The sequence below is a fragment of the Halomonas cupida genome, assembly GCF_900142755.1.
Lineage (GTDB): Bacteria > Pseudomonadota > Gammaproteobacteria > Pseudomonadales > Halomonadaceae > Halomonas > Halomonas cupida.
In genome coordinates this window covers 190,936-205,586 of record NZ_FRCA01000004.1, presented here as the reverse complement: position 1 = coordinate 205,586, position 14,651 = coordinate 190,936, and the positions used below count along the sequence as shown (strand labels likewise).

At 60.0% G+C, this 14,651-nt stretch carries 14 protein-coding genes; 10 read left to right on the top strand and 4 right to left on the bottom strand.

Features of this window, described 5'->3' with window-relative positions; genetic code table 11:
* The first annotated feature begins 3 nt into the window (after positions 1-3).
* The 9 genes from ispF (at position 4) to lpxL (ending at position 8,786) form a co-directional block, all read left to right on the top strand.
* A complete protein-coding gene (gene ispF, locus BUE38_RS09355; RefSeq protein WP_073435094.1) occupies positions 4-498 on the top strand; it encodes a 2-C-methyl-D-erythritol 2,4-cyclodiphosphate synthase in 495 nt (164 codons plus the stop codon).
* On the top strand, positions 488-1,597 hold the full coding sequence (gene truD / locus BUE38_RS09350) for a tRNA pseudouridine(13) synthase TruD (RefSeq protein WP_073434926.1): 1,110 nt from the start codon (positions 488-490) through the stop codon (positions 1,595-1,597). Before ispF ends, truD begins: the two co-directional genes overlap by 11 nt.
* Positions 1,594-2,340: a 5'/3'-nucleotidase SurE gene (gene surE / locus BUE38_RS09345; RefSeq protein WP_073434925.1), complete on the top strand. Its 747-nt coding sequence runs from the start codon at positions 1,594-1,596 to the stop codon at positions 2,338-2,340. The genes truD and surE overlap by 4 nt, the downstream gene beginning before the upstream one ends.
* Positions 2,327-2,992 (top strand): protein-L-isoaspartate(D-aspartate) O-methyltransferase, encoded by a 666-nt coding sequence (locus BUE38_RS09340; RefSeq protein WP_073434924.1) that lies wholly within the window; start codon positions 2,327-2,329, stop codon positions 2,990-2,992. Before surE ends, BUE38_RS09340 begins: the two co-directional genes overlap by 14 nt.
* The gene (locus tag BUE38_RS09335; RefSeq protein WP_084541845.1) at positions 2,989-3,978 is read left to right on the top strand and encodes a DUF368 domain-containing protein; all 990 of its coding nucleotides are present in this window, start codon (positions 2,989-2,991) and stop codon (positions 3,976-3,978) included. The genes BUE38_RS09340 and BUE38_RS09335 overlap by 4 nt, the downstream gene beginning before the upstream one ends.
* Positions 3,971-5,059, top strand: coding sequence for a peptidoglycan DD-metalloendopeptidase family protein (locus BUE38_RS09330; protein ID WP_073434923.1), 1,089 nt, complete (start codon positions 3,971-3,973; stop codon positions 5,057-5,059). Before BUE38_RS09335 ends, BUE38_RS09330 begins: the two co-directional genes overlap by 8 nt.
* 192 nt (positions 5,060-5,251) lie before the next feature.
* Positions 5,252-6,259 (top strand): RNA polymerase sigma factor RpoS, encoded by a 1,008-nt coding sequence (rpoS, locus tag BUE38_RS09325; RefSeq protein ID WP_073434922.1) that lies wholly within the window; start codon positions 5,252-5,254, stop codon positions 6,257-6,259.
* A 463-nt stretch (positions 6,260-6,722) separates the two neighbouring features.
* The gene (gene alr, locus BUE38_RS09320; protein ID WP_073434921.1) at positions 6,723-7,832 is read left to right on the top strand and encodes an alanine racemase; all 1,110 of its coding nucleotides are present in this window, start codon (positions 6,723-6,725) and stop codon (positions 7,830-7,832) included.
* Between the two features lie 15 nt (positions 7,833-7,847).
* Positions 7,848-8,786 carry an LpxL/LpxP family Kdo(2)-lipid IV(A) lauroyl/palmitoleoyl acyltransferase gene (lpxL, locus tag BUE38_RS09315; RefSeq protein WP_073434920.1) on the top strand — a complete coding sequence of 313 codons (939 nt, stop codon included), beginning with the start codon at positions 7,848-7,850 and terminating at the stop codon, positions 8,784-8,786.
* A 104-nt stretch (positions 8,787-8,890) separates the two neighbouring features.
* Here the strand turns inward: lpxL and BUE38_RS09310 are convergent, their stop codons facing one another.
* The 4 genes from BUE38_RS09310 to BUE38_RS09295 form a co-directional block, all read right to left on the bottom strand.
* Positions 8,891-10,213 (bottom strand): DUF2254 domain-containing protein, encoded by a 1,323-nt coding sequence (locus BUE38_RS09310; protein ID WP_073434919.1) that lies wholly within the window; start codon positions 10,211-10,213, stop codon positions 8,891-8,893.
* Positions 10,214-10,485: 272 nt separating this feature from the next.
* Positions 10,486-12,147, bottom strand: coding sequence for an energy-dependent translational throttle protein EttA (ettA, locus tag BUE38_RS09305; protein WP_073434918.1), 1,662 nt, complete (start codon positions 12,145-12,147; stop codon positions 10,486-10,488).
* Between the two features lie 380 nt (positions 12,148-12,527).
* Entirely contained in the window at positions 12,528-12,743 is a 216-nt protein-coding gene (locus BUE38_RS09300; protein WP_073435092.1) for a PA3496 family putative envelope integrity protein, read from the bottom strand.
* Positions 12,744-12,949: 206 nt separating this feature from the next.
* Positions 12,950-14,284: an MFS transporter gene (locus BUE38_RS09295; protein ID WP_073434917.1), complete on the bottom strand. Its 1,335-nt coding sequence runs from the start codon at positions 14,282-14,284 to the stop codon at positions 12,950-12,952.
* A gap of 64 nt (positions 14,285-14,348) precedes the next feature.
* On the opposite strand from BUE38_RS09295, the gene BUE38_RS09290 reads away from it, so the two are divergent.
* The gene (locus tag BUE38_RS09290) at positions 14,349-14,618 is read left to right on the top strand and encodes an Rdx family protein (RefSeq protein WP_073435091.1); all 270 of its coding nucleotides are present in this window, start codon (positions 14,349-14,351) and stop codon (positions 14,616-14,618) included.
* Positions 14,619-14,651 lie beyond the last annotated feature (33 nt).

Sequence of the window (14,651 nt, the reverse complement as noted above, 5' to 3'; positions counted from 1 at the left end):
GGGCTGCGCATTGGCCATGGATTTGATGTACATCGCTTTGGCGACGGCGATCACCTGATGATCGGTGGTGTGAAAATCCCCTTTGATCACGCCTTTATTGCCCACTCCGATGGTGATGTGCTGTTGCACGCAATCAGCGATGCCCTGCTGGGGGCCTGTGCGCTGGGCGATATTGGCCATCACTTTCCCGACACCGACCCGGCATGGAAGGGCGCGGACAGCCGTGACCTGCTGCGCAGGGTGATGACCGCCGTGGCGGAACAGGGCTATCGCGTCGGTAACCTTGACGCCACCCTGATGGCTCAGGCGCCGAAGATGGCACCGCACCTCGCGGCGATGTGCGAGCATATTGCCGATGACCTGCGAGTGCCGCTGAATGCCGTCAACGTCAAGGCGACGACCACCGAGCGGCTGGGTTTTACCGGCCGTGGAGAAGGCATTGCAGCGGAAGCCGTGGTGTTGTTGGTGAGCACGGGTGAGGGTCCGGATGCGCGATGACATTCGCTGGCCACCCGAGTGGCCACGTGCCCTGGATGCACGGTTTGGTGCGCCGGTGGCGGGCACTTATCGGACCTGTGCCGACGACTTCGTGGTCGAGGAATGCCTCGGCTTTGAGCCGGAGGGGCTGGGCGAGCACCTGTGGCTGTGGATCGAGAAGCGTGAAACTGCCACCAGCGACGTCGTCAGGCAGTTGGCTCGGCTGTGCGATGTAGGCCCTCGGGATATCGGCTATGCCGGCATGAAGGACCGTATCGCCGTGACTCGGCAATGGTTTTCGGTGCACTTGCCCGGACGGGAGGCCCCCGGCGATCTGGAGGTGCAACTGGCCGAGCGGGGCTTTCGGGTGCAGCGGGTGACACGTCATCCGCGCAAGCTCAAGCGTGGTGTGCATCGCGGTAATCGCTTTACCCTGCGTCTTGGCGGGCCGGTCACCACGGATGCGATGCTGGAGCAGCGGTGGCAGGCGATTGTCGAGGGTGGCGTGCCCAATTACTTTGGACCCCAGCGCTTCGGCAGCGATGGACGCAACCTGTTTCGTGCCCGGGACCTGCTGGCGCGTGGCTGGCGCAAGCGTGACGACCGTGAGGGCATGTTGCTGTCGGCAGCACGCAGCTTCCTGTTCAATGCGCAACTGGCCGAACGTCTGGCCGCAGGCCAGTGGCAATCGGTGTTGGATGGTGACGTCATGATGCTCGATGGCACCCAGAGCCTGTTTGCTGTCGAGACCCGCGATGCTGAACTGGAACAACGCCTGGTGGACGGTGATATTCACCCCACGGCAGTGCTCTGGGGGCAGGGGGGCTCATGGGCGGCAGCGGAAGCCGAGCGTCTGGAGCAACGGGCGCTGGAGGCTTGGCCGGGACTCTGTCACGGCCTTGAGCGAGCCGGGGTCAAGGCTGCCCGGCGCGCGCTCCGGGTGAGGCTCGGGGAGACGCGGATACAGCGTGATGCGAATGCTGTTACGCTGGAGTTCACTCTGCCCAGTGGGGCCTTCGCGACGGCGGTACTGCGAGAACTAATGGACGAAGCAACGCTGGACTTTCGCAGCCTGCCGGAGCAGCCTTCCGATTCAGCCACCAGGGGAGAGTCGCCATGAGACGCCTTCTGCTGTCCAACGATGATGGTGTGAATGCGCCAGGGCTGCGAGCCCTGTACGACGCCCTGTTACCGCATGCTCGGTTGCGAGTGGTGGCGCCGGATCGTGATCGTAGCGGCGCCAGCAACTCCCTGACCCTGTCGCGCCCGTTGTCGCTGACTGCACTGGAAAGTGGCTTCCATGCTGTCGATGGAACCCCGGCGGACTGCGTCTATCTCGGCGTCAATGGCGTCTGGGACGAGATGCCGGACCTGGTGATATCGGGCATCAATCATGGTGCCAACCTGGGCGATGATGTGCTGTATTCCGGTACTGTGGCCGCGGCCATGGAAGGGCGTAATCTGGGGATGACCGCCATCGCCATGTCGCTGGCCGGTCGTCGACACTTCGATAGCGCTGGGCGCGTCGCCGCCAGCCTGGTGGGCGCACTGGAGCAGCTTTCGTTACCACCGCGGACCCTGCTCAACGTCAACGTGCCGGACCTGCCATGGCAGGAAATTCGCGGGTTTCGTGTGACTCGTCTGGGCCATCGTGGCCCGGCAGAACGCCCCATCGAGACCCGTGACCCACGAGGTCGAGTGCGTTACTGGATTGCTCCTGTGAGCGACAACGCCGATGATGGCCCGGATACCGATTTTGCTGCCGTGGAGTCAGGCCACGTGTCGATTACGCCGCTACAGACCGACCTGACTCGGCATGTGGCACTGGAGGACGTGCGGGACTGGCTGGATGCACTCACCTGATCTTCGCGGTATTGGTATGACATCCCAACGCACTCGAGACCGCATGGCGCAGCGTCTCGGAGAACAGGGTATCGGTGATGCCACGGTGCTGGACATCATGGCCCGTGAGCCGCGCCACCTGTTTCTTGACGAAGCGCTGGCACACCGCGCCTATGAGGATACGGCCCTGCCCATCGGGCACGGCCAGACACTGTCGCAGCCATGGATCGTGGCGCGCATGAGTGAGCTCGTGCGTGAACAGAAGCCAACTAGAGTGCTGGAAATCGGTACCGGCTCGGGCTACCAGACGCTGATACTGGCACGCCTGGTCGAGGAACTCTGGTCGGTGGAAAGAATCAATGCTCTGCATCGCCAGGCGGCAAGGCGTCTGCGTCTGCTCAAGGCTCACAATGCACGACTGCGACTGGCCGACGGTGGTCACGGCTGGCCTGAAGCCGCCCCGTTCGACGTTATTCTACTGACGGCCTGTGCCAGCGAACTGCCGGAACCATTGTTGTCTCAACTGGTGGATGGCGGTGCCTTGATTGCCCCTCTCGAGGCGCATGATGGCAGCCAATGGCTGACCCGGGTACGCCGCAGTGGCGAGAGTTATGAACATGAGCGGTTGGAACCGGTACGTTTCGTACCGCTATTGGAAGGAGTGATTCGTTGAAGCGATATCCCGGAATCTTCCTGCGTGGCCTGGGCATGGGAGCTGCAGATGCCGTGCCCGGTGTTTCGGGGGGAACCATTGCGTTCATTACCGGTATCTATGAAGAGTTGATCGAGAGCATCAAACGCTTCGGGCCGAGTGCCTTCACGGCATTGCGCCAGGGAGGTATCAACGGGCTGGCCCAGCATCTCAACCTCGGCTTCCTGGTGCCGCTGCTGGCCGGTATTGCGCTGAGTCTGATCAGTGTCGCGCATGCAGTGGTGTGGTTACTCGACAATCAGCCTCTCATGCTCAATGGCTTCTTTCTCGGGCTGGTGGCTGCATCGGCGCTGATTGTTGCGCGCCATCCGGTGGGTTGGCACTGGTGGCATATCCTGCCACTGGCGCTGGGACTGCTGCTGGCCCAGGGGCTGCCGGTATTGATGCCAGCGGTCAATGGCCTGGGAAGTCAGTCGCTGGTGTTGCTGGTCGGTGGGTCCATTGCCATCAGCGCGATGCTGCTGCCCGGTGTCTCGGGGAGTTTCCTGCTGTTGAGCATGGGACTATATGATGTGGTGATGGAAGGCCTGCGCGGCTTCGATGTCCCTCTACTGGTCTGGTTCGCGACAGGCTGCATACTGGGCCTGGTGTGTTTCTCGCGTCTGTTGTCGTGGCTCCTGCGTCGTCACTATGGTGCCACGCTGCAGATGCTGCTTGGTTTCATCATTGGCTCGATGCCGGTGCTGTGGCCCTGGCGAGAGTTGATTCGCTACCAGATTGGTGGTGAAAATCAGGTTATTCCATTGGATTACCGTTATCTTGCGCCCTGGGACTACACAGCGGTAACCGGTGAGTCTGCACAGCTATTGGGGGTGACCGCTGTTGCTGTCATCGGCATGCTGTTGGTACTGGCCGTTGCCCGTCTGGGCAGGACGTCCGGCGACACCCCTGGCCAGGACAATCCTGGTGCCCCCCTTGCCGACAAGGAGAAGAATTCAGATGCATAAGACGCTTATTGTTTCCGGCCTGGCCCTGGCCCTTGCCGGCTGTGCCAACCAGCAAGGACCCGCTCAACCAGTTCAGGTACAGGAGCTGTCATCCGAGCGTGTCTCTGAGGTCCCCGCGCAGTATACCGTGGAGGCCGGCGATACCCTGTACGGTATCGCCTGGCGTCACAATATGGATTTCCAGGAGTTGGCGAAGATGAACAACATCTCGCCGCCGTACCGTATTGGTGTCGGCCAGACTCTGACATTGCAACCCGGTGGCGAGGGGCAGCAGGTTGCCCAGCAGAGCCAGGGAGCCGAACAGAATGGTGCTGTGGCGACGCCGTTGGGGGCCTCCGGTGCCGATGCTGCAACGCCAGCGGCTTCCCAGGATCTTGAGTGGTTGTTGCCCGATGGCAGTACGGAAACGGTTTCTGCCGGTGGTCAGCAGGTCTCTGGTGCCGCAGCTGCCGGTGCTGTTGCAGCGGCGGGAACGAGTGAGCCGGGCCCGCTGGTCGACTGCACCAGCCCCGGAGCCAACTGCACCAGCGAGGAGGCCAGACAGCAGGCTGAGGAGGCTGTCGTCGCAGCAGCAGAGCAGGAAGTAGAGCAGCAACCCGTGCAACAGGAGCCAACCGAGTCAGCTTCGGCGAGCAATGAGCAACAGAGCACCGAGCAATCTTCGACGGCTTCTTCCAGCAGTAGTCAGAAAACCTATACGCCAGCAGAAAACATCAGTTGGCAATGGCCGACAGATGGTCAGATTGTGGCCGGCTTCGGAGAGGCATCCCGGGTCACCAAGGGCATTGATATCGGCGGACAAAAGGGGCAACCTGTCAAGGCGGCGGGGCCAGGTATCGTGGTCTATGCAGGTAGTGGCGTCAGTGACTATGGCAATCTGGTCATGATCAGGCACAACGATGAGTATCTGAGCGTCTATGCCCATAACGACAGCCTCAACGTCAAGGAAAATGACGTTGTCGATGCCGGTCAGGTCATTGCCACCATGGGAGAAACGGACTCGGATGATGTTCGTCTTCACTTCGAGGTGCGCAAGGATGGTCAGGTGCAGGATCCCCTGGAATACCTGCCCGCCCGATGAGTCAGCCTGGCCAACGCTACTGGAACGGTCGTTGGCCAGCACCTTCCGGAGGAGAATGGATGACTTCCTGCCGGAGCGTCACACAATAATAATCTTTAGCGTTGATCCTTTACGGAGAAGAGTCCTTCCAATAATGAAGGCGTATCTCGCGGCAGGGACAACGCTGGGTCGCAACCATGGGGTAGCTATACGATGAGCATACTTGAACGGGATCTTCAGGATGTGAATCTCGATACGGTGGACGAGGCTGATGATGCTACCGTCGATGATGTGTCCGACGAGAGCATTGTCGATGATTCGGACGACGCTGAAGAGGAAAATGAGGAATTCGAGAAGGCTCTCGGCAAGGAAGATCGCTATTCGCGTCAGAGTCTCGATGCGACGCAGATCTACCTCAATGAGATTGGCTTCTCCCCTCTGCTGACGCCGGAAGAAGAGGTCTACTATGGCCGCCTGGCGAGAAAGGGGGACCCTCAGGGGCGGGCCCGAATGATCGAGTCCAACCTGCGGCTGGTGGTCAAGATCGCCCGGCGTTATCTCAATCGTGGGTTGACGCTGCTGGATCTAATCGAGGAGGGCAATCTCGGTTTGATTCGCGCGGTGGAGAAATTTGATCCCGAGCGTGGTTTCCGCTTCTCGACCTACGCGACCTGGTGGATTCGTCAGACAATTGAACGGGCGTTGATGAACCAGACGCGCACCATCCGTCTACCGATTCATGTGGTCAAGGAACTTAACATCTACCTGCGTGCCGCACGTGAGCTGACCCAGAAACTTGACCATGAAGCGACCGCCGAGGAAATTGCCGAACACCTCGACAAGCCGGTGGCGACAGTCAAGAAGATGATGGGGCTCAATGAGCGCGTCTCTTCGGTGGATTATCCGATGGGGGGCGATAGTGACAAGCCTCTTATCGAAACTCTCGCCGACGACAATGAGCAGGGGCCTGAGTCCACTCTGGTGGACGGCGATGTAAAGGCTCATGTTGATCAATGGCTGGCCGAATTGACTGACAAACACTGTGAAGTCGTGGTGCGACGTTTTGGTCTGCGTGGCCATGAAGCGGCGACGCTGGAGCAGGTTGGTGAGGAGATTGGCCTGACTCGGGAGCGCGTACGTCAGATCCAGGTCGAGGCATTGAAGAAGCTGCGGCGGATGCTCGACAAGCAGGGCCTCTCGTTGGATGCCATCTTCGAATAACCCCATAACTCCCCCTGAACAATTCAACTCCTGCAGCGGCCGCCATTTCTGGCGGCCGCTGTGCGTCGTGGCCCGGATGCATTGTGGCTCAGGTAAGTTGTGACCATGGTTCTTTGTGGCCATGATTCATTGCGGCCATGGCGCATCAGGCTCCCGAGACGGAGTGTTCCACCTTCAGGGTCGGTACTGTCGGTCATGAGACCGCGATACTGTTTGCGAAGCTCGAAGCTCGAAGCTCGAAGCTCGAAGCTCGAAGCTCGAAGCTCGAAGCTCGAAGCTCGAAGCTCAAAGCTAGAGGCAGGCAATATATCCATGATTTATCTATAACTTGGTTTTTTGATTTGATTATTGGTGGAAAGATAGTGAATTTTTCCATGAGTGTGACGAGAGATTTGCCGATAATATGTCCTTCAACTGCTGGACATGATTTTCGGCATACAAGTTCAATCCGTTGGAGGCCCTGATGGCACGCCCCCTTGTCGCACATATCGATCTGGACGCCTTGCGTCACAATTACCGCCTGGCCTGCGAGCTGGCGCCCAACAGCCGCTCGGTAGCGGTGTTGAAGGCCGATGCCTATGGGCACGGGGCGGCGAGGTGCGCGCAGGCCCTGCAGGATGAAGCTCCCGCCTTTGCTGTGGCCGCCATCGAGGAGGCGGTGCAGTTGCGCAAGGCCGGTATCGAGGCGCCCATCGTGCTGCTCGAAGGTATCTTCAGCCCCGATGAGCTTGAACTGGTGGATGAGCTGGGATTGTGGATGGCCATTCACAGCCCTTGGCAACTGGAGGCCGCTCTGGCTCATCATCCGCGTCACCCGATACCGGTCTGGCTCAAGGTGGATTCCGGGATGCACCGCCTCGGATTCGCGCCGCAGGACGCGGAAGCAGCATGGCAGCGTCTGCGCGAAGCCCCTGACAGAGTGACCGACCTTCACTTGATGAGCCATTTTGCCACGGCGGATCTCGGAGACTTCGAGTACTTCCGTCGCCAGCACGCTGTCCTGCAGACACTGGCAGAAAGGCTTGATGCGCCCCTGTGCCTGGCCAATTCGCCAACCGTGCTGTCTCACCCGGAAGCCCACGGTGACTGGAACCGCCCGGGCGTGATGCTCTACGGTAGTGATCCGCTGGAGCTGTCCTGCGATGCCAGTCGTCGCCTACGACCGGTGATGAGTCTGCGCACCGAGATCATTGCCGTACGTGAGCTGGCGTCCGGTGAACCCGTAGGGTATGGGGGCCGTTTCATTACGCCTGATCGCTCGCGCATCGGCGTGGTCGCCTGTGGCTATGGTGATGGTTATGATCGCCATGCCATCGATGGTACACCGGTATTGGTTGATGGCCAGCGCACGACCATCGCCGGCAAGGTGTCGATGGATATGCTGACGGTGGACCTGACCCATCTGCCGGATGCCGGTATCGGCAGCGAGGTGGTTATGTGGGGTACCAGTCGCCATGGCAGTGAGCTGTCGGTGGACGAAGTGGCGCGTTACTGTGACACCATCAGCTATACCTTGCTGACCGGGGTGCTGCCGAGGGTCCCCAGACGCTACAATGACGCGCATTCCGCGTAGATTTCGAGAGCTTGCATGGCTGATACCGCTTCGACCTCCTCTGTTCATCGATGTTACTGGCTCCATCCACGTTACTGGTCAACCTGGCTGGCCATTTTCGGGATGCGCATCAGTGCCTGGTTGCCCTGGCGTCTCAAGCTGGCGCTGGGGCGATGCATCGGCTTGCTGGCATGGCGCTTTGCCAGCAGTCGGCGCCGAATCACCGAAACCAACATTCGTCTGTGTTTCCCGGAGTTGGATGGCGAAGCTCAGGCGAAGCTGGTCAAGGAAGCCTTCATCGCCAACGGTATTGGCATCTTCGAGACGGCGACGGGGTGGTGTCGGGACCCTGAGCACCTGCGTCATCGGGTGACCTTCAAAGGCCAGGAGCATATGGCTCGGGTGCAGGAGGCGGGCAAGGGGGCGCTGATCATCGGTATTCACTTCTCGACCCTGGATCTCGGTGGGGCGCTGCACTCGCTGTTCTTCCCGGCGGATGTGGTCTATCGCCCGCACAACAATCTGCTGTTCGAGCGCTTCATGACTCGTGCGCGCAACGGTATCTTCGGTACGGCCATTGACCGTCATGATCTGCGTGGCGTGGTTCGTCGCATCAAGTCAGGTCACCATGTGTGGTATTCCCCAGACCAGGACTTCGGTCGCGATGCCAGTGTCTTTGCGCCTTTCTTCGGTATCGAGGCGGCATCAATCAAGCTCACCGCCAAGATTGCCCGCATGACCGGCGCTCCGGTCATGCCGCTGATCTTCCACCGTAACCCGGACAACCGCACCTACTCTCTGGAATATCTGCCGCCCATGGAGGATTTTCCCTCCGGTGATGAGGTTGCCGATGCCACACGCATCAATGCAGTGATTGAGCAGGCCATCCGGCGCCATCCGGAACAGTATCTGTGGATGCACCGTCGCTTCAAGACACGTCCCAACCGGAGTGACCCCAAGCTCTACGATGTGTGACGAGCTACGAGCTACGAGCTACGAGCTACGAGCTACGAGCTACGAGCCAAGAACTACGGCACGTCGTGACTTTGCCCGACGTGCGACGGTATGGCGGGTGGCGGTTACCTGTCGCTCAGGTGGTGCGGCAGGTTCAGCCGGTGATAGCCCCTGCCCAGCCGCTGGTCGACGAACGCTCGGTCCAGCTTGTGTTCACTGTGACGGTCGAGGCTCTCAACGACGCGGTCGGCGAACTGCTGAATGGTGGTGAGGTGTTGTGAATCGGCGGTGATCGAGAGCGATTTCATCGCCTTGAGCAGCCCCAGCAGAATGCTCTGGTCCTCTGCCCCATAGTGAAGGATGGGCGTCAGCAGGCGGTGCAAGAGGCTGTCGAAGGGCTCTATTTCCCAGCAGACACGTATTTCACCATCACTGTCCAGTAGTCGGTTGGCCGGTAGCGAGTTCAGGTAATGGCTCAGCAGGTCGGTGATGCGATGCAGACACAGGCGAGCGGTACCGGGATCGTTGATGCCGGGAGACAGCGCCTTGATGGCAACTTCCATTAGTTGGGTCATGCCGTGGGCGAAGTGTTCTTCCACGGACTCCCCATCCAGTTGGGTCAGGGTGTCGAGGACAGATTCGCGCCACTCGTCATTGGGGGTGTCGTCACACTCCAGTCGTGCGATCGGCTGACCTTTCAAGACGTAGTCACCAAAATGAAAATCCAGGTGGATGATCCCGTCGATACGTTCGGCCAGCTTTGCCATGGCGGGAAGGTCGGCGTTCTGCACATATCCGGCTTCACGGGCGAGCAATTCGTGACAGGGAGCTCGCAGGATCTGCTCGGAGGACTGGTATTGCCACTCGTCTCCCTTTTCGTTGTCCTGTCTGCGCTTCATCGAGGACAGCGTGTTGGTATGCAGACCGCTGATCACGGCATCGACCTGAATTGACTGCGACACGTTGTGGATGAAGTAGACGAACAGTGCCAGACAATGCAAGACCATGATACAGGCGGTATACACTGCAACGGAGCGCCATATCGGAGCTCCATCGGTCGAGTAGGGCACAATCAGCAGCATCAGGATAAACAGAATGGTACCGAGATAGTGGCCGAGTACGAGTTGGTGGCGGCGCTCGGAAATCAGTCCGAATACCAGCTTGTGGGAAAAATTGGCTCCCGCCTGGGACAGCACCGACATGACCATCGAGAAGCTGAATACCATCAACGAGATCATGCCGCCGAGCAGGGCCGCAAGCAGTGATTGAGCACTCCCGGGGTCATCAAGGCTCAGTTCCTTGATGGCTTCCGGCAGGAAATCGCTTGATATCGGCGGGACCAATGCCAACAGCCCGAGGGTGCCATAGAACAGTGCCGCCAGTGTCGGGAGGTAGGCAATGCTGCTGGCAAAGCGCTTGAATAACATAATGGGATGAAACAGCAGCATGAGGTATCCCCGTGCGCGTGATGGTGGTCAGTCGTCGATAGACAATCTCTCTCTTATGCAGTGAGTTGTGATCAAGCGCAAGTGCATGACTGTTGCGGCACAATGGTAAGGAACGCAACATGAAAGTCGTCACCGAGCAGGATGATAACCCGATATGGCGACTTCCACTTCAGCACCTGGTGCCATGTCGCGCTGATCTACAACGCGCATGAAAAACCCCCACAGGCCAGAGGCCTGTGGGGGCATGTCTACCGCGCTGATCAATGCGTCAATCAGGCATCGATGCGCTTGTACTTCATGCGCCGCGGGGTATCATCGCCGACCCGCTTGCGGTGATCCACTTCATACTCTGCGTAGTTACCCTCGAAGAACACCACCTGGGAATCCCCCTCGAAGGCGAGGATGTGGGTCGCGATACGGTCGAGGAACCAGCGGTCGTGGGAGATCACCATGGCGCAGCCGGGGAAGGCCAGCAGGGCTTCCTCCAGGGCACGAAGGGTCTCGATATCGAGGTCGTTGGATGGCTCATCGAGCAGCAGCACGTTGGCGCCCTGCTTGAGTGTCTGGGCCAGTTGCAGACGGCCGCGTTCACCACCGGAGAGGTCGCGCAGGAACTTCTGCTGGTCGTTGCCCTTGAAGTTGAAGCGGCCGACGTAGGCGCGAGAGGAGACTTCGTAACCGTTGATATTGAGCATGTCCTGACCATCGGACACGGCTTCCCAGACGGTCTGCTTGTTGTCGAGGGCATCACGCAACTGCTCGACATAGGCAATGTCGACCGTCTCACCCTTGACGACCTCACCGCTGTCGGGAGTTTCGTTACCCTGAATCAGCTTGAACAGCGTCGACTTACCGGCACCGTTACCGCCGACGATGCCGACAATGGCGCCCTGGGGCACGGTGAAGGACAGGTCCTCGTAAAGCAGCTTGTCATCGAAGCGCTTGGACACACCATGGAACTCGATGACCTTGTCGCCGAGACGCGGTCCGGGCGGAATATAGATCTCGTTGGTCTCGTTGCGCTTCTGGAAGTCGCCGGACTGCATTTCCTCGAAGCGATTGAGGCGCGCCTTGCTCTTGGCCTGACGGCCCTTGGCATTGGAGCGCACCCATTCCAGCTCGTGCTTGATGGCCTTCTGACGTGAGGCTTCCTGCTTGGCTTCTCGCTCGAGACGCTGCTCCTTGGCTTCCAGCCACTGGGAGTAGTTGCCTTCGAAGGGGATACCCTGGCCACGGTCGAGCTCGAGGATCCAGCCGGCGACATTGTCGAGGAAGTAACGGTCGTGGGTGATGGCCACAACGGTGCCGGGGTAGTCGTGGAGGAACCGCTCCAGCCAGGCAACGGACTCGGCGTCGAGGTGGTTGGTCGGCTCGTCGAGCAGCAGCATGTCCGGACTGGACAGCAGCAGGCGACACAGGGCGACACGGCGGCGCTCACCACCGGACAGGTGGCCAACGCGGGCGTCCCAGGGCGGCAGACGCAAGGCCTCGGCAGCAACGTCCAGCTTGCGCTCGAGGTTATGGGCATCGGCTGCTTCGATGATGTTCTCGAGACGGGCTTGCTCCGCAGCCAATGCGTCGAAGTCGGCATCCGGCTCTGCGTAGGCGGCGTAGACGGCGTCCAGCTTGGTCTGGGCTTCCTTGATCTCGCCCAGCGCCTCTTCCACCGTTTCGCGAACGGACTTGTCGTCGTCCAACTGCGGTTCCTGGGGCAGGTAGCCGACATTGATGCCGGGCATGGCACGCGCTTCACCTTCAATCTCGGTATCGATACCCGCCATGATGCGCAGCAGGGTCGACTTACCGGCACCGTTGAGGCCCAGTACACCGATCTTGGCGCCAGGGAAGAAGGACAGGGAAATATCTTTGAGAATCTGTTTCTTGGGGGGTACGACCTTGCCCACCCGATTCATGGTGTAGACGTATTGCGCCATGGGAGCTCACTAGGATGTTGGAGGTTCGGCGAGACAGGCTCGCACTCTGGTTTCAAGACACGGGTCCGGAAAACGAATTCAGGAAACCGGAGAACAGTGGTCAGTGATGATAGAGCCCGAAGCGGTTAAAGAAAACACTGGAAGGGTAATCCTTCGCTGGCCATGAGCGTTTCAATGGGCACTGGCACCGCAGATTGTCGGCAGTACAGCGCTGTGCTGCCGACGACAATCGAATGGATCGGTGAGATCCACTCGACTATCGAATCATGGGTAACACGCGGGCGAACCATTGGTAACGCACAGGTTTCTGGCCTCACCGTAGTGAGGCCGAGCAGGGTGGAACGGTGACGGGAAAGGGAAGCGGGAGAGGCCAGCAGAGGCTATTCCTCGTCTTCCTCCTCGTCATCATCCAGTCCCCAGTCGTCATCAATTGCCTGCTTCAGACGACGCTCTTCCAACAACGCCTCGACGCGTCGTCGCGCCCGTAAAGTATCGGCACGGCTACTGGAGCGGCTACGACCATAATCGTCGTCATTGACCGCATCCTGGTCATTGACCTCGTAGTAGGCATCATCAAGAAGGGAATCGCGGCTCATGTGAAGGTCTCCCATGGCCAGGCCGCCCATCTCGAGGGCGGCATATCACACCAACTTTCCGGATCACATCAACGGGCTGTACGCCCGGGGAAAGCGCCAACAGGATCCATTTGATCCTGTTGGCTATATATGCCCCATGGGCGCAAAGTGCAAGTCAAGAATAGGCATTTTCCCTTGTTCGGCATGCAAAGGCTGAGTCAGGGCAATTATCCGGGCGCGCTCGAGTCCTGTTCGACTTCCGGCAGACGCATGGCGAACCAGGCGGCGAGCAGCGCCGTTGCGGCCAGCATCAACAGTAGCGCCACGGGGCCGAAGACATAGGCGGTAGCCCCTGCCAGGCCGCCAACGACCAGCATCAGCACGCCGGTCAGAGTATTGGAGAGTGCAATCAGCAGAGCGCGATTCTCGGCATTGGCCATATCGACGATGTAGGTCTTGCGCCCGAGGCGTACCCCGGAATGCACGATCACCAACAGGGCGTAGACCAGGGCATAGGGCCAGACACTGGTCGATATGGCTCCGGGCAGTAGTGGGATCACCCCGCCCAGACAGCAGCACAGCAGAGTGCCGACGGCGGCATCGCGCATCACTCGGCGGCTGGAGGCGTCGGCGCGGCTTCCCCAGATCGGGCCGGCGATCATCGAGGCCAGGCCGGAGACCACAATCAGGGTGCCGAGTCCCCCCAGTTCGGTGCCACTCTGACGCTGGCCGATCAAGGCCAGGTAGGGCAGTGCCAGCGCACTGGAAAGCAGCAGGGCACGGGTGATGTTGAAGTTGCGAAAGGTGGCGTCATCACGCAGCACTGTCCAGTTGCTGCGGATGCTCTGCCAGGCGCTGTGTCCTCCGGATGTTGCGCCGGGCTCCTCGACGATGGCCGCGGCGCACAGCGCGTTGCCTGCCCAGGCAAGGGCGGCAATAGCCAGCAGCACTGCGAGTGCGATCTCGCTGGGCCGATCGTCGAACCACAGTAGTACTGCGCCGGCACCGAGGGTTGCGGCACCGGCGATGCTGCTGCTCCAGCCCATCAGTGTGCCTCGCCGGCGCTTGGCGATGGTCTTGCCGAGCACATCCTTGCTGGCAATGGATTGCAGGCCGCGTGCCAGCGACAGCACCACCAACGCCAGCAGAACCAGGCTGCCGCCGAGAGTTCCTGCAGAAAACAGTGCCAGTAGTGCCAGGCAGAAGGCGGCGGCGGACTGGATCAGGCCACCGATGACCCAGCTCCATTTACGCTCTGGTATAAGGCGAATCAGGCCCGCCACCAGCACTTGCGGGAGTAGGGCGCCGGCCTCGCGAATCGGCACCAGAAACCCGACCATCCAGGCGGGAGCTCCCATGATACCCAGCAACCAGGGGAGCACGAGACGAGCGCTGGAAAGTTCGTCGGCGAGCTTGTTGCCGAGTGCCGCCAGCAGGTGCAGCACGAAGTTGCGTGGTTGCTGGCGGCATGCGTTCTCGGGGATATCGAGGCACATACGGCTGTCATCGTCGCCGTATAGCCATTCATGAAACTTTGTTCGTGGGTTGTCCGAGATGGCCATGAGATCCTTCCAGGCTGGTATGATCGATGCGAAATACTTCCATGTCAGTGACGGGAGAGCCCAGTTGTCACGAGTCCGGATTATCTACTGTACGCAATGTCAGTGGCTGTTGCGTAGCGGCTGGTACGCCCAGGAGCTGCTGTCGACCTTTGGCGAGAGTCTCGAGGAGGTGGCCCTGCAGCCATCTCACGGTGGTCGGTTCGAGGTCACTATCGATGGCCAACTGCTCTGGGAACGCAAGCGCGATGGTGGCTTCCCCGATATCAAGGTCCTCAAGCAGCGGGTTAGAGATGTGATCGAACCAGACCGCGATCTGGGTCATATCGATCGCTGAGTGCAGGAAGCGGAACATGTCGTTCATCGCCAG